Source organism: Natrinema hispanicum, assembly GCF_004217335.1.
GTDB classification, from domain to species: domain Archaea; phylum Halobacteriota; class Halobacteria; order Halobacteriales; family Natrialbaceae; genus Natrinema; species Natrinema hispanicum.
Window position 1 is genome coordinate 409,214 of the sequence record NZ_SHMP01000005.1, and the last position, 22,470, is coordinate 431,683.

The following is a 22,470-nucleotide window of genomic DNA, read 5'->3' on the forward strand; positions in this document are numbered from 1 at the left end:
CCCCTTGTCTCGGCACGACCGGCCGCTGAATACCGCGGCTGGCAGCGACAGGAGTTAATTGTCTGCCGGCGTGAGCGCCAGCGTGATCGCCTCGTCCGCACCGTCGATCGTGACGGTCGTCCCCGCGGACGTGTACCCGTCAGCCTTCGCGGTGACCATGTACGTCCCGTCGCCGCGTTCGAACGTTGCCTTGCCATCGTCACCGACCGGTTTCTCCTCGCTCGAGCCCAAGATGACGGTGTCTTCCGCGACGTCGACGGTTGCGTTCTCGATCGCGGTGCCGTTCTCGTCTTCGACGGTCACCGCAAGCGTGTGCGTCCCATCGCTATCGTCGGTGTCGTCGTCGGCTTGGGTCTGTTGCTCGAGCGTTAGCGTGATCGTCTGGTCTGCACCATCGACCTGAACGGGCTTCTCTGTGGTTTTGTAGCCGTCCGCGTCCGCAGTAACTGCGTACTCGCCGTCCTCGAGTGTGAATTCCGTCTCGCCGTTCTCGTCGACCGATTTTGAGACGCTCGATCCGGACCCTGAGTCGACGGTGACGGTAGCGTTGTCGATCGCAGTGCCGGTCTGTGATTCCACGATCGCCGTCAATACGTGCGATTCGTCGGTACTGGTCTCGTTGTTGCCGTCCGTGGTGTCTGTGCTGTCGGTTCCGTCTGTCTGGGAGTCCGTGGTATCAGATTCGTCGGTCTGAGAGTCCGTGTCGTCAGATCCGTCGGCCTGAGTATCTGTATTATCAGTCCCGCCGGTCTGGGTGTCTGTATTGTCAGCACCGTCCACCTCTCCTGTTTCGTCGGCTGTTCCACCGGCCCCATCGGTATCGGTCACATCGCCATCGCCTACCGAGTCGCTGTCGGCCGTGTCGCCACCGTCGTTGGCCGGCTGTTGGGCATCGTCGATCCTGTCGCTGACCGAGCCGACGGCGCTGCTGACGGACGCACCGCTTGCGGCGAGTACCAGGCCAGCCAGCAGGAACACGATGCCACAGACGGTAAGCAGGATCTGGACGCTACGCTGAATCGATCGGGTCTCCGTTCGGCTACGTTGGGCATTGCGGCGCATTATGAATAATTTCGGACTTGAGAGACAGTATCAGTACGTTACACACCCATCGGCTCGCCGACCGACGGGACCGTCGGTGGGACCCGGTCAGTAGACAACCAGTCGGCCGTCTCCACACTCCTGGTCTCGGTCACTGTCGAGACCGGGATGCCATCCGGACGATACCGATCTGACCGGCCGCTCGAGGAGCGCTGTTGGCTATGCCGTGCGTCAGACACAGGTCTGCGAGATTTCATTAGGCGACGATTCTACTGTTTGGCGGTTCACTATAGGGTCCATAAATCCGTTTCATACGGCCTGTTGGTCCGAATCTCCCGTAGACTTGCAGAACGGGTCGCGGGCGTCCCAAACTGAGTTACAGACGTCCGTCTCACTCGCGGGCCACGAGCGTGTCATCGCCGTCGGTGTCGATCGACGGGTGCGCGGTTCGGAGCGTCCCGTAAGCGAGACCTGCGGACGATGCGGCCGATTGTCAATCGTTTCAGTTGTTACTCGAGAGCTATGCTGCAGTAACTTTCTCGAGGAAGTTGGCCGTCACCCGATTGAACGCACGCGGCCGATCCAGATTGACCAGATGGCCCGAGTCGGACAGTTCCACTCGCGTGCCGTCGGCAACGTCCGTGGCGATCTGAGAGCCCTGTCGCTTGACGAGCGGAGCCTCCTGGTCGCCGTGGACGACGAGCGTCGGCGTCTCGACGCCGGTTAACTCGGGCGGGTCGTACTGATAGAGCGCATCGAAGATCTTCCGATACTCCGCCGCTGAGATGTCGCCGACGCCGTCGATCGCTTCGGCTCTGACGTCGGGATCGACAGACAACCACCGCTTGCCAGTCGTCGCTTGAATCGACTGGAGCATCGACTGGAAGGTCCCCGTCGAGCCCGACAGCGACAGCGACGTCGTGAGCGCCGGCAGCGGCGACCACAACGATTTCATCGCCGTCGGAAGTTCGACCGGCGGCATCGATCGCACCGCCCCGCCCAAGATCGCGGCCGAGGCGTTGGCTGGATGACGATCCAGAAACTCCTGGACGACCATCGACCCGAGCGAGAGCCCACAGAGGATCGGTTGGTCGCCCTCGAGGCGAGAGAGCAGCGCCTCGAGGTCGTCGGTAAAGAGTTCGATCGAGTACTGGTCGGCGTCGGTCGCGCCGGTACTGCCGTGGCCGCGAACGTCGAGTGTGACGACCCGATACTCGTCGGCGAAGTGATCGACCTGTGGCTCCCAGGCCGTCCCGTCCATCCACCCGCCGTGGACGAACACCAGCGGCCGGCCGTCGCCGCTCGTCTGATAGTGGATGGTCCCGTCGTCGAGCTCGAGTGCAGCCATACATAGGCTGGGAGCCGCTCGCTCTTAGAATACCGGGTTGCGTTCGCACGGGCTGAGAAACGGGCGACTAGTTCGCTCACCGCCTCGCACAGTCGGGACCGACCCCTACTCTGTCCCCAGCCAGCGGTCCCAGACCGAGTCGAACTCCGACTCGTCTTCGGAGATGCGATCCCACGCCGCGAGACCGCGTTCCTCGCGGGAGCCAGGAACGGTGTTGTCGAGGACCAGTGCCGCGAGTCCGCCGATAGCCATCCCGGTCGATCCGATGATGTAGATCGTGTCGATGACGGCCTGTGCCGCGGCTTCGATCGCGGTTGCGGCGGCCGTGTTCGCCAAGCCGGTCGCACCGATCATGGCCTCGAGGCCGACGGCCTCGCGGAACGCGATCGGACTCTCGAAGTTGCCCATGTACGCCGGGATCGCCAACCCGACGAAGAGGGCAAAGCCGATGATGAAGGTGTTTCTCGAGGAGGCGAGATCGACGTGACGCAGGTTCGAGATGCCGACGGCGACGATCTGGCCGAACATCGCAATAAAGAGTCCGCCAACGATGGGATCGGGGATCGTCGCGATCAACTGCCCGAAATAACCGATGAAACCGACGAACAGCATGACGACGGCACCGATCTGGACGACGTACCGAGAGGCGACGCCGGTCAGGCCGATCGCGCCGATATTTTCAGAGTACGACGTCGAGCCGCCGGTTCCCATGATGCCCGAGAAGACGTTCATCAACCCTTCCATGCCGATACCGTGGTTGATCCGCTTCTCGCTTGGCGCGCCCGCACCCGAGATGTTCGCCACTGCGTAATAGTCGCCGATGCTCTCGACGATCGATGCCAACACGCCGGCGAACATTCCGATGACGAACGCCGTCGTAATCTCTGGGACACCCCACTGGAAGGGATAGATCGGCAGCAGCGGCCGGGTGTTCGCGACCGCTCCGAGGTTGACGTAGCCCGGATGATCGCTTCCGAGGACGGGATCGATCGACAGCGGACCGAGCGTCAGGTCGGCGATCGACACCGGGCCCAACGTCACGTCAAGCGAGAGAGCTGCGGCGACGACCCACGCGATGACCAGCGCCAGAATGACCGGATAGAGCCGGAACGCCTTGTGTCGAACGTCGAGATATTGCGAAAAGAGTAGAATGAGGCCAAGCGTGAGTCCAAGCAGCCACCAGCTCTGATTCGCCGTGGTGATCTGGGGGGCATTGAACAACGATAGCCCGATCAGCGCGATCGTCGGCGCGATGACCACCGGCGAGAGGAGCCGGCGGAGTTTCCCGACCAGTCCGAAATAACCCATCGCGACCTCGACCACTGCAGCCACGATGATCGCCCCCTGTAACTGCAACAGCGCGGCCTGCCAGCCCGGCTGTCCCGAGACGCCGCCGGCGGTCACGACGCCGACGATGGCAAGCGCCGGCGCAAGCATCGAGAACGGCGCACCCTGGACGATCGGATACCGGTTCCCGAACGTCGTCTGAGCGAGCGTCGCGATCCCCGAGACGACGAAGAACGTCCCGATGAACCGGGCAGTCACGGCAGGCGGCATCCCCATCGCGCCGGCCAGGATCAGCGGCACCGCGATGTTCGCACCAACCATTGTCAGATAGTGCTGGACCCCGAGCACTATCGATTCACCCAGCGGTGGCTTGTCGTCGATTCCGTATTCGATCGCATCACCGACGGACTCGTCGGCGACTTGCTCATCCCCCGTCATCGATTTCCGTCGGATACCAGCCGAGGTGCGTTCAAAGGGGTGTTGATCCGTCCGCCTCTCGTTTCGGGCAGTTGTCCTGTTTTACGACCGCTGACTCTCGTCGGCCGCTCGTTCGGCGGCCGCCCGGACCCGCTCGACCGACAGCCTCGAGAGATCGACTACGTCTCCCTCGGTCTCGCTCGCGACGAGGTCCGAGAGGCCGGCACGGGAGTCATCGCCGGCGTCGACGACGACCACCCGCGTGTCGTCCGTTGCGAGCGCACGGGCTGCCTTGCGAGTCGCCGCTGTCGGGCTCCCATCGGCGACGTTCGCCCGACCGTCGGTGACGAGAACGACGACCGCAGCGTCGGTGTCGGCGCCGTCAATGACTTGTCTCGAGGTCTCCAGACCCGCCGGCAGGGGCGTTCGATCGCCCGAGGGCAGATCCTTGAGATGGCGGGCAGCCAGCGAGACGCTGTCGGTCGGCGGCAGCAAGACGTCGGCGTCTTCGCCGGCGAAGGCGACGAACGCGACTTGATCGCGGTGTTCGTAGCTGTCGCGCAGTAACTCGAGGACGACGCCCTTGGCGGTGCGCATCGCCGGGCGCATCGAGGCGCTGGCGTCGACGGCGAAGACGATGGTCACCGACGTTTCGCCGGCCCGAACCGACTGCCGGAGGTCCTGTTTTTCGACGCGTGACTCACCGCGGGCTGCCGCCGATCGAACCGACGCTGCCGCGTCGATCGATCCCTCGCCCGAGGCGGGTTCGGTACGGACGCGCGCACCACGGTTGTCCGTGCTCGGTGCCGTGCTCGCCCGTGATCCCGTCGCAGTCGGGCCCTCGCTGCCCTCGACGGTCGCCGTCTCGAGGTCCGGTGCGACTGCTTCACCGATCCCAGCGCGTTGCTGGCCGGGGACGAGTGGCTGGGCGGTTTCGTCTTCGTCGTCCCCGTCGTCGGACGAGTCGTCTGATTCGGACTCGGAATCGCGCTCGCTCGAGTCGTTGTCCGACCGCCCGTCGCCGGTTTCAGCCGGAGACTGGTTCGCGGAGGCCGGTTGCTCCCCGCGCTCCGGTCGCTGTTCAGGCCCGTCGTCACTCTCGTCGCCATCGCCGCCACCGCTCGAGTCGTCACCGTCGGCCCCATCGCTGCCGTCGTCTGATCCCTCGCGCCCGCCGTCCTCGTCTCCATCTCCAGGTTCGGGTTCTGGCTCGCTTTCGTCACCGTCGTCACCGTTGTCCCCGTCAGTGTCGTCTCCATCCCCCTCGCCATCGTCGTCGGGCGACTCCTCATCGAAGCGGTCCTCGAGCAGGTCGTCGAGATCCGGTTCGTCCTCGAAGGGCGTGCTCCGAAGCCGGTGGGGAAGCGTGTACGTCGCGGCCTCGTGGACGTCCGACTCGATGACTGTCTCGCGACCCTCGAGTGCGGCCAGCGTCATGGCGGTTCGGGCCGTTGCGACGTCGCCGCGGTGGCCGTCGACGCCAGCTGCGAGACAGAGATCAGCGATTTCGGCTTTGAAGTCGGCGGGAAGGTCGACGCTCGAGAGGCGCTCGCGGGCCGCGGCCAACTCCTCGCGCAAGGCGTCGACCTCGTCGGCGTACGCCGTTGCGGGATCTGGATCACTCTCTCCCTCGAGTGCGCGATCGATGATTTCGACGCGGTCGTCGATCTCGCGACTGCCCTCGACGGTGGCCTGTAGCGCAAAGCGATCCCGTAGCTGGGGCCGAAGATCACCCTCCTCGGGGTTCATCGTCCCGATCAGGGTAAAGTCCGCGGGATGGGAGACGCTGATGCCGTCGCGTTCGACGGTGTTGATGCCGCTGGCAGCCGAATCAAGGATGACGTCCACGAGGTGGTCGTCCAGCAGGTTGACCTCGTCGACATAGAGGATGCCGCGGTTGGCGCGGGCCAGCAGGCCGGGATCGAAGTCGGCCTCGCCGGCCAGCGCGTCTTCGACCGAGAGAGTACCGACGACTCGATCTCGCGTCGCACCCAGCGGCAGGGTCACGAGCGGCACGGGCCGCGTCTCGACCGGGAGGTCTGCAGGATCGCGGTCGCGGCAGTCGTCACACTGCTGGCTCGAGTCGTCGGGCGAACAGCCATACGGGCAGTCGGCGACGGCCCGCTGCTCGGGCAGGAGATCGACGAGCGCTCGCACCGCAGTCGACTTCGCGGTCCCTTTCTCGCCCGTGATCAAGGCTCCGTCGAGGCCGTCGTTGGCCGCGACGGCGAGTAACACTCGTTTCAGCTCCTCCTGTCCGACGATCGCCGGAAAGGGGAGTGACGACAGCTTTTTGCCCCCGGCGTTTGCAACCATACTTGCGCTAATACAATAGAGGTTTAAAAGTACGATGACACGGATCGGGATCTATACTGCGACGGAAAACGAACTCGGCTCGATCGGACAGGCCGCCGAGCGCCTCGAGGGGATCGAGCTGGTCGTCCGCTCGGAGAGCGACCTCGACGAGGAAGCCGACGTCGAGGAGTTCGTCGAGGAATTGCGCGACGCCGCGGCAGCGATTTTCTGGCTGCATGGGGCCGAAGACAGCATGCCGGGCTACGACTACGCGACGGGCGCGCTCGAAGAGGCGGGCGTCCCGCTGATCGTCAAAGCGACCGGTGACGCCTACGCCGTCGAGGACACGACGGTCTCGGCCGAGCACCGCGAGCTGGCCTACGACTACCTCGAGAAAGGCGGGACGATCAACGTCGCGAACCTGTGTCGGTTCCTCGCCGCCGAATACGAGGGCCGAGACGTCGACTACGACGAGCCCGCCGAACTCCCGACTGAGGGCGTCTATCACCCCGACCATCCGGGGATCGAGTACGAGGACCTACTCGCGACCCACGACCCGGACAAGCCGACGGTCGCGGTCTGGTTCTACGAGTCCCACTGGACCCACGAGAACACCCGGTACGTCGACGCGCAGGTCCGCGCGCTCGAGGAACAGGGGGCCAACGCCCTGCCGATCTTCTGTAATCCGGCGACCGATACGGACGAACAGGAAGACGCCGAGTGGGTGACCGACAACTGGCTGCTAGACGATGCGGGCGAGCCGATCGTCGATGCCGTGCTCTCCTCGTTTATGTTCTCTCTCTCGATGGACGAGCGCGGCCGCAGTGCCGACGACGAGGGCAGTTCTGCAGAGGACGTCTTCCTCGACCGACTCGGCGTGCCAGTCCTGCAGACGGTCACCACGATGCGCTCGCGGTCGCGCTACGAATCCAGCGACACGGGCGTGATGGGCTTCGAACTCGCCCTCTCGGTCGCGCTGCCGGAGTTCGACGGCAACGTGATTACGCACCCGATTTCCGGCAAGGAGCGCACCGACGACGAGGCCGGTATCGGCTCCGCGCCGAAACACCACTTCCCGATCGACGACCGGATCGACCACGCGACGCGGCTGGCGGTCAACTGGGCCGAACTGCGACACACCCCCAACGAGGACAAGCAGGTCGCCGTCGTCCTCCACAACTACCCGCCAAGTGATGACGGAATCGGGACCGCGTTCGGTCTCGACAGTCCCGAATCGACCGTCAATCTGCTCGAGGAACTCGAGGCTCGCGGCTACGACCTCGGCGACGACATGCCCGAGGACGGCCAGACGCTCGTCGAGAAACTGACCGCCCAGCTCACGCTCGAGGATCGGTGGGTTGCACCGGAAGACGTCCGTGACCTCTCGGTCGACGTGGTTTCGCCGGACACCTACGCGGACTGGTTCTCCAACGCCGACGAGCGCTTCCAGGAGAACATCATCGAAGAGTGGGGCGAGGTCCCCGACCGCCCGTTCGCGATCCCCGGCGTCGAGTTCGGCAACGTGCTCGTCACCGTCCAGCCGCCACGCGGGTTCGGAATGGACTCCTCGAAGGTCTACCACGATTCGGATCTCCAGCCGCCACACGACTACTATGCGTTCTACGGCTGGCTGCGAAACACGTTCGAGACCGACGCAGTCGTCCACCTTGGGACCCACGGCAGCCTCGAGTGGCTCCCCGGCAAGACGGTCGGCCTGAACGGCGAGAGCGCGCCGGACCAATTGATCGACGACATTCCGAACGTCTACCCGTACATCGTCAACAACCCCGGCGAGGGGACCCAGGCCAAACGCCGCTCGTATGCTGCGATCGTCGACTACCTCACGCCAGTCATGCGCAACGCTGGCACGTACGACGAGCTATCCGAACTCGAGGAACTGGCCAACCAGTATCGGGAAGCCGGAATGGAAGACGCCCGCGCCGACGATGGCGAGCACCTCGAGACGCTGATCCGCGAGAAAGTCGACGAACTCGATCTCGCAGTCGAGCTGGGCATTACGGGCACGATCGACGAAAAGGCAGACGTTCGCGGGCCCGACGAGGCCGGGTCGACGCTCGCGGAAGGCGACGTCGCAGGTGACGATCTCGCGATCGACGACCTCGTCGAACGCGTCCACGAGTACCTCACCGACGTGAAGACGACCCAGATCCGACTGGGGCTACACACCATGTCCGAGCCGCCGGAAGGCGAGCGCCTCGTGGAGTATCTCGTCGCGCTCACGCGTCTCGAGAACCCCGGTGCGCCGAGCCTGCGCGAGAGCGTGGCCGGCGCGCTCGGCGTCGACTACGAGACGATGCTCGACTCGCCAGGAACCTACGACGACGACCTCGGGATGACCTACGCCGAGGCCGCCGACATCGTCTACGAGACCAGCGTCGACCTGATCGAGACGCTGGCCGCACACGACTTCGACGTCCCCGTGTCCGAACTCGAGGGCGGGCCGGACGATGAGGTTAACATCAACCTCATGATCGTCGACCTCGAGACGATCGGCGACGCGAAGGCCAAACCGGGCGCTCACGACGACCTCCGGGAAGCGCTCGCGTACATCTGTGAGGAGGCCCAGCCCCGCGTGCAGGGTGCCGAAGACGAGATTCCCCGCACCGCGGACGCTCTCTCGGGCGAGTACGTGCCGCCGGGTGGGTCGGGCGCACCGACCCGCGGTGGTGTCGACCTGCTGCCCACGGCCCGCAATTTCTACACGCTCGACCCGCGCAAGGTGCCCGCGAAAGCTGCCTGGCAGGTCGGCAAAGAGGTCGCCGAAGGCGTCCTCGAGCGCCACCACGCCGAAAACGACGAGTATCCCGAGGAGATCGGCGTGGTCGCCTGGGGAACTCCGACCGTGCGCACGCGTGGCGAGACGATCGCCCAGGTGCTCGCGATGATGGGCGTCGAACCGCAGTGGACCGACGCCGGCCGGATCGACGACGTCGAGCCGATCCCGCTCGAGGACCTCGACCGGCCACGAATCGACGTGACGACGCGCGTCTCCGGGCTGTTCCGCGACGCGTTCCCCGCAGCGGCGGGCGTCATCCACGACGCCGTTGACGCGGTCGTCGACCTCGACGAGCCTCACGAGATGAACTTCGTGAAAAAGCACGTCGAGGAAGAGCAAGCCGAACTCGAGGACGAGGACGGCCTCGACGAGAAAGAAGCCCGCAAAGCGGCTAAACACCGCGTCTTCACGACCACGCCCGGCGGCTACGGTGCCGGGACGAACAAGGCCGTCGACGAGGGCAACTGGGACGACCGCGGCGACCTCGCTTCCGTCTACGTCCAGTGGGGCGGCTACGCGATGGGCTCGCGCGGCCGCGTCTCGGACGCTCACGACGCCTTCGAGCGCCGCCTCTCGAGCGTCGACGCCACCGTCAAACTCGAGGACACGATGGAACAGGACGAGTTCGACTCCTCGGACTGGTATGCCTTCCACGGCGGCTTCATCTCCGCTGTCTCCGAGATCTCGGGCGAGGAACCGGCCTCCTACGTCGGGGACTCCTCGGACCCGGACAACGTCGATGTCTACACCAACGAGGAGAAGGTCCGAAAGGCCATGCGCTCGCGCGTGCTCAACCCTGACTGGCTCGAGTCCATGGAAGAACACGGCTACAAAGGGGCGGGCGACCTCTCGACGACAGTCGACGTGACGCTGGGCTGGGACGCCACCACCGGCGTCGTCTCGGACACCCTCTGGGAGGAGGTCGCCGAGAAGTTCGCCTTCGACGAGGACCGACAGGAGTGGATGCGCGACGTCAACCCGTGGGCGCTCGAGTCCATCACGGACACCTTACTCGAGGCCATCGAGCGCGACCTCTGGGATGCCGACGACGAGACGATCGACCGACTTCGCGATCTCAATCTCGAGGTCGAAGGCGATCTCGAGGCACAGACGACCAACGAGGCAGTGGGGGTGACGAACGATGACTGACGGACAACAAGAATTCGAGAAGGAGTACGCCGACCTGGGCGCAACGACGCAGAACGCGATGGACATTGCAGAGACGAGCATGGACATCGTCCGGCAGTTCGTGCCGGACAAGACGCTGGCCGACCGGGTTCGACAGAAGTCGGTCCACTCGATGGGCGACATCGAGTTTCAGCATCTGATCGAGTTCACCGGCAGTGACGACCTCGGCGACGACGAAGACGCCCCGGTCCGTGCCGGCGCGCAGGCAGTGCTCGAGGAGGCGACCATCGTCACCGACATCACGATGTCGAAAGCCGGGATCACCGGCCGCGGCCACAATTGCGAGAAGCGCAAGGCGATCGGCAACGGCGCGGAGCTAGCAAAGGAAACGGGGATGACCCGGACCGCCGCGTCGGTGCTCGAACTCGACAAACAGGGCGTCTACGACGGCGCGATCGCGACGATCGGCAACGCGCCGACGGCTGCCTTCGCGCTAGCCGACTGCATCGAGAACGGAACCCGACCGGCCGCCATCGTCGCGACGCCGGTCGGCTTCGTCAAGGCAGAGGAGAGCCGCCAGCGCATCCGCGAAGTCAGCGAGGAATACGACGTGCCGGCGATTACGAACGTCGGTCGCCGCGGCGGCAGCGGACTCGCCGCCGCGCTGACGAACGAACTGATCCACGTCGCGAAAGACGTGCGAACAGACGACCTCGAGCTGAACCTGACGGCTGCCCAACGGGCATCGCAGGAGGACGAATGAGCGACGAGTACGACCTCGATTCGGGGCCGGACCCGGCGACGTTCGCGGCCGCAACACCGGAGCCGGATATCGATGAAGAGACTGACGACCCGGTCTACGCCGTCGGCGTCGGCCCGGGGAACCAGGAGTATCTCACCCCGCGGGGCGAACGCGCGATCCGCGAGGCCGACGTCGTCGTCGGCTTCACGACGGTCGTGGAGTTCGTCGAAGACCTAACCGACGCCGACCTGCTAACCTGCGGGTACAAAGACGAAGCCGAAGCACTCGAGGCGTTCGGCGAGCGCGTCGCCGCCGGCGAGTCGGGTACTGCGGTCGCGATGGGCGATCCGAACCACTCTGGGTATCAGTTCGTCGGCAAAGTGCAAGACGCCGTAGAACACGAAGACCCGGATATTCCGGTTCGCGTGGTTCCGGGCATTTCGGCGATCCAGATGGCCGCCAGCCGCGCCCGGACCCCGATGGAGGACACCGAGTTCGTCACGCTGCACAAAAGCGGCGATCTCGAGGCCGACATGGATCGGCTCGTCGCTGCCGTCACGGACGACGAGCGGCATCTGCTCACGCTGCCACGGCCCTACGACCGAATGCCCGGCGACATCGCCGCCACCTTACTCGAGGCGGGTGCCGACCCCGATCTCGAGGCGCTGGTACTCGAGAAGCTGACTCACGACGAGGAGGAGATCCACCGGTTTACGCTCGGCGAGCTGTCGGAACACGCTGGCGGGAGCGGCAAAGACGATACGCCGTTTTCCGATCTGGTCGTGCTCGCGGTTCGACAGCCGGTGTAGTCGCCGCTGTCGGAGCGGGTCGTATCAGCAGTTTTCTCCGGTGGTCGACGAAAAGCGGGACAGATCCCACAGGGATCGCAGCGCGAACGTACGCGACGGACCCGACACTCACCGCCCCAGTGTATCGGAGGTGTTTTATGATGGCCCAAGAGAGGTGCGGGTAGACGGCACGGTCAGACAGTTACCTTTCAGCGCCCGTGGTTTCCACGTGCGTTCACCTGCTGACCTACCCCGTCTTTCCAACACCCACGAGCGGTTGCTATTCCGGTCGCTACCCGATACTGAGACGCTAGTCAGAGACACACGCCTATTGCACAGCCGCGGCTTCGTCCTCGAGCAACGCCTCGAGGTTCTCCAAGGCTCGGAGGCTGACCGGCGTGTACCCTGCCTGATGGAGGGGGAGTTCGAATGCGACCCGGCAGCGCTCGTCACTGAGTTCGTCGACGCGGTGGCCGGCGGCCGGAATCCCGGTGACGCGCCAAGTCCATCGTCGCTCCGTACAGCCGGTAATCTCGAAGGGGACCCAGACGCCGGGCAGCCTGACCCGGCCGGTCGTTCCTGTTTGGATTCGCCGGTCGGTCGACTCGACGCCGTGAACGATCGGTGACCAATCTGGCCACGTCGTCGTATCGATGAGGGCATCCCACGCGTCCGCTGCGGGGACGGATAGAACGTGCGAGACCTCGAGCCGTCGGCCGTCCGGCGTTCGCGTGGTCCGAACTCGAGTCATAGACGCTTCTACGTGGCCCGTCCCTATGTGGATTGCTCCGATCGAGACTATCACCCGTTACCAGTACACTCGCAGGACGGTCACGGTCGGCCGGCACTGACTGACAGCAGACCGTCTGTAAGGAGGACGGCAGCTTCGTCGCCATCGTGGACCTGTTAGGATAGGTGATGTTAAACACTTAGTTCCTCTAGGGGTGCGTAGCTACTAATGAGTAATTCGGACCCTCCCGATCAGATGCGACCCGATCGCGACCCTCCCGAGCACGAGCAGGTCCGTGAAGCAGTCGAACGCTCCAGAAGTGGTGCACCGGCGGTCGGTGCGGTTGTCCGCGATCGCTTTTCGTCCGACGAGATCTTCCAGCGGATCGTCGCCGCAGCAGACGAGGAGATCACATCGGGAAGTCGCGAACTGTTCTTCAGCGCCCTCGCCGCGGGCTTTGCGATCACGATTACGTTCTTACTGTATGCATCGCTGACGGCGTCGACCAACGGGCATCCGATCTTGAGCAAACTGCTGTATCCGCTCGGCTTTATCTACATCATCATCGGCGGCTACCAGCTCTACACCGAGAACACGCTGCCGCCGGTCGCGCTGACGTTAGAACGGCTCGCGAGCATTCCCGCATTGCTGCGCCACTGGTCGATCGTCCTCGCGGGCAACTTCGCGGGCGGTGCCCTCGGCGCGGTCGCACTGTCGTGGGGCGGCGTCTTCGATGAGCCGGCGGCCACCGCGGCGATGGAACTGGCCGAGAAGGGCGTCGCGACGCCGTGGTGGTCGCTGTTCACCAAGGCGGCGTTCGCGGGCCTGATCGTCGCCGGCGTCGTCTGGATCGTCTATGCCTCTCAGGACACCATCTCACGGCTTGTCGTCGTCTACATGGCCTTCCTCGCGATCCCGCTTGGCAACCTGTTTCACGTCGTCGTCTCCTTTACCGAGATGGTCTATATGGTGCTGGCCGGCGAACTCGCCCTCGTCGTCGGCGTGACCGAGTTCGTCCTCCCGGTCTTGCTCGGCAACACCATCGGCGGCATCGTGCTGGTCACCGTCGTCAACTACTTCCAGACTAGCGAACGCCGTCTCGAGTCAGCCCGGTTTGAGGGTGCCGATCGCCAGCTCTCGATCCGGGAGTGGCTGCTCGGAAGCCGCGCGGGCCGGTCGTACGTCCCGTTGATCGACACTGCCGAAACCCACGGGACCGGCAACGGTGACTATCGCGTGGTCGTCCCGATCGCGAATCCGCGAACCGAGTCGACGATCGTCGACCTCGCCTGTACCCTTGCCAGTAGCCACGAGAACGCGACGGTTCACGCCGTCCACATCGTTCAGATGCCGGGTCGCGCCTCGATGCGCTACGGGGCTGGACAGACCGACCGGATCGTCTCCGAATCCGAACAGCGAATGGAAACCGTCCGACAGCGGGCGCGATCCTACGACGTCGACTACGAGACGTCGACCGTCGTCTCCCACCGCTCGTTCGAGGACATCCTCCACACCGCGGAACGCGAACGCGCCGACCTCGTGGTCCTCGGCTGGGGTGACGACCGCCCGTGGGGCGAGGGTCGTGCCGAAGGCCGGATCGACGAACTAACCAGCAACCTCCCCAGTGACTTCCTCATCCTCAAGGATCGGGATCTGGACACCTCGCGTGTCCTCCTCCCGACCGCTGGCGGTCCAGATTCGGATCTGAGTGCCGAGGTCGCGCGGACGCTTCGCGACCACGCCGACGCGGAGATCACGCTCCAGCACGTCGTCGCCAGCCCGGACGACCGCGAGCGCGGCGAACAGTTCCTCACCGAGTGGGCCACAGAACGCGACCTCGAGGACGCCGACCTCGTCGTCGACGATTCCGGCAACGTCGAACGGGCAATCTGTCGACAGGCAGAGGATCACTCACTCATCCTCATCGGCGCGACCGAGGAGGGCGTGATCTCGCGGCTGATGACCGACTCGCTGCACATGGACGTCGTCAACGAGGTTGAGAGCTCAGTGCTGCTCGCCGAGCGACCGGGCGGCCGCACCGTGTTCCAACGGCTGTTCGGTCACTGGTAGCGTAGTCAGACGTCTCATCACCGCTTTCGCGTTCAAAAAACGGGCACGGCATCCGGGCGTTGGTGACCGATCTCCCGATGCCGTCGCGATCAGGTGCGGGTGAACACGTTCTTGATTCGCGAGACGATCCCATTGTCATCGGTACGTTTCGTCTCCCGATTGTCGTGTTCGTCCGCCAGAGGCACACGATCGTACGATTCCGCCCAACTAAAAAATGACGGGGGAGTCGATAGCTGCTGTCGATTGCCACACCACGTACTGTTTTTTCGGCCGTCCGCATACGACCGATATGGAGTATACGACCCTCGGCTCGACCGGGATGGAAGTCAGTCGCATCTGTCTGGGCTGTATGAGCTTCGGCTCGAGCGACTGGCGCGAGTGGGTCTTAGAGGAGGAAAAGAGCACGGAAATTATCGACCGGGCGATCGACCTGGGAATCAACTTCTTCGATACCGCGAACATGTACTCGAACGGTGAGTCAGAGCGGATCCTGGGCGACGCTCTCGAGGGCTACCGCGAGGAGTCGGTCGTCGCCACGAAGGGGTACTTCCAGATGCGCGAGGACGGCCCGAACTCGGGTGGCCTCTCTCGGAAGGCGATCGAACAGGAACTCGCGGCCAGCCGCGAGCGACTGGGGATGGAGACGATCGACCTCTACCAGATCCACCGCTGGGACGACGAGACGCCGATCGAGACGACGCTGCGGGCACTCGACGACGCCGTTCGCCGCGGCCACGTCCGTTATATCGGGGCCTCCTCGATGTGGGCCCACCAGTTCGCCGACGCGTTGCACACGAGCGACCGGCTGGGCCTCGAGCGGTTCGTCACGATGCAGAACCACTACAACCTCGTCTACCGCGAGGAAGAACGCGAGATGCTGCCACTCTGTGCGAAAGAGAACGTCGGCGTCATTCCGTGGTCGCCACTGGCCCGTGGCTATCTCACGCGACCCCACGAAGCGGTCGACGCGACGACCCGCGGCGAGACCGAGGAGCATCTGTACGACCACCCCTATCGCGACGGCGGTGGGCCGGAGATCAACGAGCGAGTCACCGAACTGGCCGCCGAGAAGGGCGTGACGATGGCTCAGCTCGCTCTCGCATGGTTGCTCCACAAAGACTGGGTCGACGCGCCGATCGTCGGCACGACCAGCGTCGAACACTTAGAGCAGGCCGTCGAAGCTCTCGAGATCGACCTGTCGGCGTCGGACATGGCGTATCTCGAGGAGCCCTACGAGCCGGTGCCGGTGTCCGGTCACAGCTAACTCGGCGTGGGAGCCGCATCCGGGAGCGTCCCTAGTCGTCGTCCTCTTCGGACGGGGTGACCGCGAGAATTGGAGCCGACGCGTGTCTGAGCAGCCGCTCGGTCGTACTCCCGAGTAACAGCCGGTCGATACCGCTTCGACCGTGGGTCCCCATCACGACCAGATCGATCTCGTGGTCGTCGATGTATTCGAGCAGTTCGAGTTCGGGCTGTCCTTCGAGAACGGCAGATGTGGCCGCCAGCCCATCCTCTCGAGCCCGCGCTGCGATCTCGTCCGTCGCGTTCTGGCGCTCGGTCTCGAGTTGTTTCATTACCTCTGTCGGTGGCCTGAGCGTGGGACTGGCAGCCATGTCACCGGTGTCGAGGACAGTAACGGCGTGGACGCGCGCATCCGCAGCGCGTGCGACCTCGAGGCCGTGGTCGACTGCGGCCCCTGCGGCGTCGCTGCCATCGGTCGGCACGAGGATCTCGTCGTAGCCGTCGGCCGATTCTGTTCGCTCGTTCGCTTGAACAGTCAGGACGGGAATCTCCGCGCGACGAACGACGTGTTCGGTGACGCTACCGGCTACGAAGCGGCTCACACCGCTTCGGCCGTGGGTCCCCATCACGATCAGTTCGGCATCGATATCAGTCGCGTACGCGAGGATCTTCTTTTTCGGCTTGCCCCGGAGAACCGCCGTCTGAACCGCGCTCGAGTCGTCGGCCATCGTCTCGATCGTCTCGACGGCGCGTTCGGCACCGTCCTCGAGTTGGCTCATGAACTCTCGACGGATGCTGCCGGAACTGAGCATCCCGCTCGCGGCGTTCGTGTCGACGACGCTGATCGCATGAACCGTGGCGTCGAACCACTCTGCGAGTGTCAGCGCATGCTCGGCCGCTCGAGCGGCGTGGTCGCTCCCATCAGTTGGAACGAGAATTGTATCGTACATGGAACGAACGTACTCACGGTTCGCTTCGCAACCGCATAAAGGCGGTTCGCCGTTCCCGATTGCTGCAAGTATGTCTCAAAGCCCAGCGATGAGAAAGACGACCATCATGGCGTGCCAGACAACAGTGGTAGCCGAGACGAGCGTCGACGACTGGGTGGATCAGGACAGCCGCGCAGCGATGTCGGCTTCGGTGATGATACCGACGGTTTCGCCGGCTTCGGTGATCATCACGGCCTTGTAGTGCTCGAGTAAGTTGCTGATCTCATCGAGGGTGGCGTCTTTCGAGACGGTGGGGAAACTCTCGCTCATGTGGTCTTCGACCGGCTCGTCACGAGCCTCTGAATCGAGGTGGACGAGATCGGTCTGACTGATCGAGCCGACCGGAATCCCGTCTTGAATGACCGCAAGCTGAGAGTAGGCTTCGTCTTCCATCTTCCGAGCGGCCTCGCTGACGGGGTCGTCGGGGGCGACGTTGACGACGGCCTCGTTCATCAGGTCTTCGGCGCGGATAACGTCGCTTTCGGCCTTCTCCAAGGCGTTGACGATCCGCCGAAGCGTCGAGAGACGCGGATCGACGTCGCCGCCTTCGATCCGGGCGATCAGCGGCTGGGAGACGTCGGCAGTCTCCGCGAGTTCGCTCTGAGTGAGTCCGAGTTCGGTACGGCGTTGTCTGAGGTCCGCAGGCGTCGGAAGCTCCATACCGGCCAATAACCCGTAGTTATAGAAAGGGTTTTGGGTGGTTCAGTTGCCGACACCGAGTTGCGTCTTACTCGTCGTCGGGGACTTCGACGACCTCGACGACCGACAGCGGAACGTCCCGCAGCGCGCCACCGACCTCGCTTTTCGCGATCCGTGAGGCGTGTTCCTCACTGTCGGCGTTGAAAACCTCCATCTCGAGTGCGAGCCCGACGAGCGCGGTGTCGGCTGCGATAAAGGCGGAGTCGAACGGCTCGCCACAGGCCGGACAGCCCGTCGCACCGACCTCGACTTCGACGTAGTCCATGTCTTCGCTGTTGAGTCGCTTCCCGGCTTCGCTGACGGCGACGCCGATCGCGTCGTCGATCTCCTCGACGTCACGAACGAGCCATGCCGCTTCCATCGCGACGAGATAGTTGCCCATACAGCGTAGTCGGTCCGGGGGGTTTCCTGTCTTGCGGTTCGTCGGCGCTGTCTCCCCTCGAGACGCGCGCCACTAATTCGGAGGTGCGCACGTCAGCCGGATGATTCCCATAAGTTACGAGAAATCCCCGGATCAATTCCCGTCGACATACCCGTACATCGACGCGAGTGTGACTCGAGTTGTGCCCACCGCAACCGTAGTTGAATCGCAAGCAGGCGTCGACCCAATCAATAGTTAATGATGATTATGAATTCTATCCTTCAATAATACTTATATACAGTCTCCGTCTGAGCCACGACTGAACGCTGATGATATCCCGCGTGTACCACGCGACGCTGTTCGCACTGTACCAGCTCTGTATCGTGATCGGCATCGCGGCGATGCCGCTTGCGATCGCCGCCCAGCAGGCTGGGTTCAGCCTGCCGATCCACCGCGTTCTCGCCACCGTCGAGGATGCGTACGAGGCCACGCAGCGCTAATCGAGGCTGACTGATTTTCGGACTCGCTGCCCGACGAGCCATCGGCCCCCAACCACACGTTGACTCGGCGCTCGAGCGGTCGGTCTCTTCGGCGGCCGGAAGCGGAAACGACAGTGGTGACCGCCGGTGTTTTATACCGCCCCGGCGTACGCTTCGGGTAATGCGTACGCCCACACACGACTCCGATTTCTCCCGGACGGTCGACCAGTTGGCCGACGATCCGAACCCCTACGAGCCGGAGCTCGGATCCCTGCCCCAGAACGACCTGACGCAGGCCGATCTGGACAACGTCAACAAGACCGGCACGACGACGATCGGCATCTCGACTGCCGACGGCGTCGTCATCGCGACGGACATGCGCGCCAGCCTCGGCGGCCGGTTCGTCTCGAACAAGAACGTCCAGAAGGTCGAACAGATCCACCCGACCGGCGCACTCACCCTCGTCGGCAGCGTCGGCGGCGCACAGTCGTTCATCTCGAGTCTCCGCGCCGAGGTCAACCTCTACGAGGCACGACGCGGCGAGGGGATGAGCATCGACGCGCTCGCGACCCTTGCAGGGAACTTCGCCCGCGGTGGCCCGTTCTTCGCCATCCACCCGATTCTGGGCGGTGTCGACGACGAAGGCAGTCACGTCTACAGCATCGACCCCGCAGGCGGTGTCATGGAAGACGACTACACCGTCACCGGCAGCGGGATGCAACTGGCCTACGGGCACTTAGAGCAGGCCTACGAGGACGACATGTCCAACGAGGAAGCCAAAACGGTCGCCGCCCGCGGCATCAAATCCGCCGTCGAGCGCGACACCGGCTCCGGCAACGGCGTGTTCCTCTGTGAGATCACCGACGAGGGCGTCGACATCCACGGCCACCACGACTTCGACGAAGTGCTGTAACCCGGCTGACACGGGCGGTTTTCCGGTTTTAACCGACGGCCAGCGACCGCTCTCTTCGATCAGTTCGGGTCGTCTCGGGTTGGATTGCATCCGATAGCCCTTGCTGGGAAATCGATCTGCCGAAACGGTACCGCGAGAACGAGTCTTAATCGAGCCGCGTCGCTTCCTCGAGTTGCGTCTCGCTGACATGGGCGTCGGCGAGCGTCACCGACCGCTCGGCCTCGCTCGAGCGATAGATAGCGTCGATAACGCGCTGGACTGTCAGCGCTTCGTCGATCGTATTGGTCTCCGGTGGGACGCCGGTCGCGACGGTCTCGAGGAACGCCTCGTCCTGTTCTGCGTAGCCGGTCAGCGTGTCGTCGGCGCTCATGTTGACATCGGCGTAGTGGTCGCGGCCGACCGTGCCGGCCTCGAGAATCCGCAGCTCCGTGTCGCCGATGTCGAACTGGGCACCCGCCTTCGTGCCGCGGACGTGGAAGTCCATGCTCTCCTCGCGGTTGGTCGCCCACGCGGCCTCGAGTGAGATGGTCTTCCCGCCGGCACAGCGGATGAAGGCACTGACGGAGTCGTCGACCTCGTAGCGTTCGGCGTCGGCATCCCAGTTGTCACCGAAGCCCTCGGGATCTGCGACTTCCTCGCGCGTGCCGAACGTGGTCCGCGTGACACCGCTGACTTCGACGATCTCAGGGAAATCGAGCGCGTAGAGCGCGAGATCGAGGGCGTGAACGCCGATGTCGACCAAGGCACCGCCGCCGGCGAGTTCGGGATCGGTAAACCACGAGCCGGGGCCGGGGACACCACGCCGGCGGACATAGTTGGCTTCGACGTGGGTGATCTCGCCAAAGCGGTCGCGGGCCCGTTGTTCCTCGAACATCGCCATCGACGCGGCGTGGCGGTTGTGGAAGCCGACCATACAGACGCCCGCCGATCGAGCCGCCGCCTCGGCGATCCGTTCGGCACTCTCTAAGGAGTGAGCAAGCGGTTTCTCCACGAGGACGTCCAGTCCCGCCTCGAGGGCTGCGACGGCGATCGGTTCGTGAAAGCGGTTGGGCGTCGTCACGATGACCGCGTCGACTCCCTCGTCGGCGACGAGTTCCTCGTGTGTCTCGTAGGTCCGTGCGTCGAACTCGGCAGCAAACCGCTCGCGTTGCTCCGGGACGAGATCGACGCCGGCGACGACTTCCGCACCGAGTTCGCGAACGCTTTGTGCGTGGAGCGTCCCCATCCCGCCGAGGCCGACGATACCGACACCGATGTCGGCACCGATCATCGCCACCCCTCCGCGGTCGCCACAGCGAAGCAAAACGTGTCATGAGAAACCATCGATTTCGCTGTCAGTTGTGATCGATCCCGTTCCATAGGGAGTGGCAGTTGGCGACCGAAATAAGGGTTATGACCGATTAATCTATGCAGACATATTGTATCTCACGCATTATGATACTACTGTAGTCTTGCCACCATCACTATTGGACGAATATGGTTTCTTATTCGGCGTTTCAGGTCGCCGATCGACCGCCACTCGACGACAGTATAAGCCGTCGGAGGGTGACAGGGTGGCCATGGTCGCAGTCACCATCTGGAACGAGTTCCGCCATGAACGAACGGACGACGCGGTCGCTGCCGTCTACCCCGACGGAATCCACGCGGCTCTCGCCGACGCGCTTGTCACGGACCACGAGGTTCGAACCGCGACACTCGAGGAGCCAGCCCACGGACTCACCGACGACGTCCTCGCATCGACTGATGTCTTGTTGTGGTGGGGCCACGACGCCCACGAGGATGTCGACGACGCGGTCGTCGATCGCGTCCAGAAGCGCGTCCTCGAGGGCATGGGATTCGTTCCGCTTCACTCGAGTCACTACTCGAAGCCCTTCAAACGGCTCATGGGGACATCCTGTAGCCTGCAATACCGCGAGGACGGCGGCACCGAGCGCCTCTGGGTGGTCGATCCCGGCCATCCGATCGCCGACGGGCTGGATGAAGCGATCGAACTCCCTGCGACGGAGATGTATGGCGAGCCGTTCGACGTTCCTGCACCTGATCGACTGGTATTCGTCAGCTGGTTCGAGGGCGGCGAGGTATTCCGGAGCGGCTGCTGTTACCGGCGCGGAAAGGGACGTATCTTCTACTTCCGTCCCGGCCACGAAACGTATCCAATCTACGAGAACGACGCGGTCCAGCGGGTACTCCGCAATGCGGTCGCGTGGGCTGCCCCGACCAAAGGCTCACCGCGGACGTTCGGGGAGCGAGACTAGAAGGTCTGGCGACCTTCGTCCGTAATGACGCTCTCGAGCAATTCGACCGGCGTCGCGTCGTAGGCGGGGTTTTCCACCTCGAACCCCTCGGCGGGTTCGGCCATGACCTCGCTGGCCGATCGGAACTCGTTTTCGAAGACGAATCCCTCGTCGACGAGCTTCGAGGCCGAGCCGAGGACGGTCACCGGGACGTCCAGTCGGTCGGCCGTCGATGCGATCGGGAACGTGCCGACGCGATTGTAGAGGGTGTCGTCGACGATACAGTCCATGCCGACGACGACCCGGTCACACTCCTCGAGATAGAGCCCGTGAGCACTGTCGGTGATCAGCGTCGTGTCAACTCCCTCGAGGTCGGATAGCGCCCGAGCGGTCTTGCGCCCGATGTACCGCGGTCGGGCCTCGGTGACGTAGACGTCGAACGTCTTGCCGGTCTCGACTGCCTGCTCGATCGCCGCGAGCACCGTCGAGGAGTAGTCGTGGGTCAGCAGCGTCGCGCCGTCTTCGAGGACGTCAACGGCATTTTCGGCCGCCAGCCGCTTGCCGGATTCGATCCGTGCGACGACCTCGTCGATCGTCTCGCTCGTGAGTCGTTTTGCGTCTTCGACGCTGTCGGGTTCGGCGTCGGTCACGTCGCCGACGATCTCCCGGATAGCGTTTTGCAGGGAGGCATGCGAGGAGTTCGCGCGCCGCAGGACGGTGCCGTTTCGCTCGAGTGCCCGCGTATATTCCTCGACGGTGGCGAACTCGCGGTCGACCAGTTCCTCGAGGGCCTGCGCTGCGCGGACCGCAACCACCGAGGAGCTGTGCGTCTGCATCTCCTGGATTTCCTCGGCCGTCTCGTCGATCATACTGTGATGGTTTTCCGTCAACGGCAAAGGTGTTCCGGGTG

At 64.1% G+C, this 22,470-nt stretch carries 18 protein-coding genes; 8 read left to right on the forward strand and 10 right to left on the reverse strand.

Going from position 1 to position 22,470, the window contains the following annotated elements; translation table 11 throughout:
* Positions 1–54 precede the first annotated feature (54 nt).
* From BDK88_RS14095 to BDK88_RS14110, 4 genes are all read right to left on the reverse strand, one after another.
* Positions 55–1,062: a carboxypeptidase regulatory-like domain-containing protein gene (locus BDK88_RS14095; RefSeq protein ID WP_130500978.1), complete on the reverse strand. Its 1,008-nt coding sequence runs from the start codon at positions 1,060–1,062 to the stop codon at positions 55–57.
* A gap of 499 nt (positions 1,063–1,561) precedes the next feature.
* Positions 1,562–2,389, reverse strand: coding sequence for an alpha/beta fold hydrolase (locus BDK88_RS14100; RefSeq protein ID WP_130500979.1), 828 nt, complete (start codon positions 2,387–2,389; stop codon positions 1,562–1,564).
* A 105-nt stretch (positions 2,390–2,494) separates the two neighbouring features.
* Complete coding sequence (locus BDK88_RS14105) at positions 2,495–4,114, reverse strand: uracil-xanthine permease family protein (RefSeq protein WP_130500980.1); 1,620 nt, start codon at positions 4,112–4,114, stop codon at positions 2,495–2,497.
* 81 nt (positions 4,115–4,195) lie between these two features.
* A complete protein-coding gene (locus BDK88_RS14110) occupies positions 4,196–6,409 on the reverse strand; it encodes a VWA domain-containing protein (protein WP_130500981.1) in 2,214 nt (737 codons plus the stop codon).
* Between the two features lie 34 nt (positions 6,410–6,443).
* On the opposite strand from BDK88_RS14110, the gene cobN reads away from it, so the two are divergent.
* From cobN to BDK88_RS14125, 3 genes are read left to right on the forward strand one after another with little or no spacing between them, the layout of a single operon-like run.
* Positions 6,444–10,334: a cobaltochelatase subunit CobN gene (cobN, locus tag BDK88_RS14115; RefSeq protein ID WP_130500982.1), complete on the forward strand. Its 3,891-nt coding sequence runs from the start codon at positions 6,444–6,446 to the stop codon at positions 10,332–10,334.
* The gene (locus BDK88_RS14120; protein WP_130500983.1) at positions 10,327–11,076 is read left to right on the forward strand and encodes a precorrin-8X methylmutase; all 750 of its coding nucleotides are present in this window, start codon (positions 10,327–10,329) and stop codon (positions 11,074–11,076) included. Before cobN ends, BDK88_RS14120 begins: the two co-directional genes overlap by 8 nt.
* Positions 11,073–11,864 carry a cobalt-precorrin-7 (C(5))-methyltransferase gene (locus tag BDK88_RS14125; RefSeq protein WP_130500984.1) on the forward strand — a complete coding sequence of 264 codons (792 nt, stop codon included), beginning with the start codon at positions 11,073–11,075 and terminating at the stop codon, positions 11,862–11,864. The genes BDK88_RS14120 and BDK88_RS14125 overlap by 4 nt, the downstream gene beginning before the upstream one ends.
* Positions 11,865–12,171: 307 nt before the next feature.
* Here BDK88_RS14125 and BDK88_RS14130 read toward each other — a convergent pair whose 3' ends face one another.
* Entirely contained in the window at positions 12,172–12,594 is a 423-nt protein-coding gene (locus tag BDK88_RS14130) for an SRPBCC family protein (RefSeq protein WP_130500985.1), read from the reverse strand.
* A 207-nt stretch (positions 12,595–12,801) separates the two neighbouring features.
* Here BDK88_RS14130 and BDK88_RS14135 point away from each other — a divergent pair, with 207 nt between their 5' ends.
* Positions 12,802–14,643, forward strand: a complete 1,842-nt coding sequence (locus BDK88_RS14135; RefSeq protein WP_130500986.1) for a formate/nitrite transporter family protein — start codon at positions 12,802–12,804, stop codon at positions 14,641–14,643.
* A gap of 289 nt (positions 14,644–14,932) precedes the next feature.
* Positions 14,933–15,907: an aldo/keto reductase gene (locus BDK88_RS14140; RefSeq protein WP_130500987.1), complete on the forward strand. Its 975-nt coding sequence runs from the start codon at positions 14,933–14,935 to the stop codon at positions 15,905–15,907.
* A 31-nt stretch (positions 15,908–15,938) separates the two neighbouring features.
* Here the strand turns inward: BDK88_RS14140 and BDK88_RS14145 are convergent, their stop codons facing one another.
* The 3 genes from BDK88_RS14145 to BDK88_RS14155 all read right to left on the reverse strand — a co-directional run bounded on the left by BDK88_RS14145 (position 15,939) and on the right by BDK88_RS14155 (position 17,955).
* Positions 15,939–16,835 (reverse strand): universal stress protein, encoded by an 897-nt coding sequence (locus BDK88_RS14145; RefSeq protein ID WP_130500988.1) that lies wholly within the window; start codon positions 16,833–16,835, stop codon positions 15,939–15,941.
* A 159-nt stretch (positions 16,836–16,994) separates the two neighbouring features.
* A complete protein-coding gene (locus tag BDK88_RS14150; RefSeq protein WP_008010004.1) occupies positions 16,995–17,534 on the reverse strand; it encodes a CBS domain-containing protein in 540 nt (179 codons plus the stop codon).
* A 67-nt stretch (positions 17,535–17,601) separates the two neighbouring features.
* Positions 17,602–17,955 carry a DUF555 domain-containing protein gene (locus tag BDK88_RS14155; protein WP_008010006.1) on the reverse strand — a complete coding sequence of 118 codons (354 nt, stop codon included), beginning with the start codon at positions 17,953–17,955 and terminating at the stop codon, positions 17,602–17,604.
* A gap of 308 nt (positions 17,956–18,263) precedes the next feature.
* On the opposite strand from BDK88_RS14155, the gene BDK88_RS21255 reads away from it, so the two are divergent.
* On the forward strand, positions 18,264–18,434 hold the full coding sequence (locus BDK88_RS21255; RefSeq protein WP_165396972.1) for a hypothetical protein: 171 nt from the start codon (positions 18,264–18,266) through the stop codon (positions 18,432–18,434).
* 160 nt (positions 18,435–18,594) lie between these two features.
* Complete coding sequence (gene psmB / locus BDK88_RS14160) at positions 18,595–19,326, forward strand: archaeal proteasome endopeptidase complex subunit beta (RefSeq protein WP_008010010.1); 732 nt, start codon at positions 18,595–18,597, stop codon at positions 19,324–19,326.
* Between the two features lie 145 nt (positions 19,327–19,471).
* Here the strand turns inward: psmB and BDK88_RS14165 are convergent, their stop codons facing one another.
* Positions 19,472–20,596: a Gfo/Idh/MocA family protein gene (locus BDK88_RS14165; protein WP_130500989.1), complete on the reverse strand. Its 1,125-nt coding sequence runs from the start codon at positions 20,594–20,596 to the stop codon at positions 19,472–19,474.
* Between the two features lie 289 nt (positions 20,597–20,885).
* Here BDK88_RS14165 and BDK88_RS14170 point away from each other — a divergent pair, with 289 nt between their 5' ends.
* The gene (locus BDK88_RS14170; protein ID WP_130500990.1) at positions 20,886–21,581 is read left to right on the forward strand and encodes a ThuA domain-containing protein; all 696 of its coding nucleotides are present in this window, start codon (positions 20,886–20,888) and stop codon (positions 21,579–21,581) included.
* On the opposite strand, the gene BDK88_RS14175 is transcribed toward BDK88_RS14170, so the two are convergent.
* A complete protein-coding gene (locus tag BDK88_RS14175; RefSeq protein WP_130500991.1) occupies positions 21,578–22,429 on the reverse strand; it encodes a translation initiation factor eIF-2B in 852 nt (283 codons plus the stop codon). The two genes, BDK88_RS14170 and BDK88_RS14175, sit on opposite strands and share 4 nt — an antisense overlap.
* Positions 22,430–22,470 lie beyond the last annotated feature (41 nt).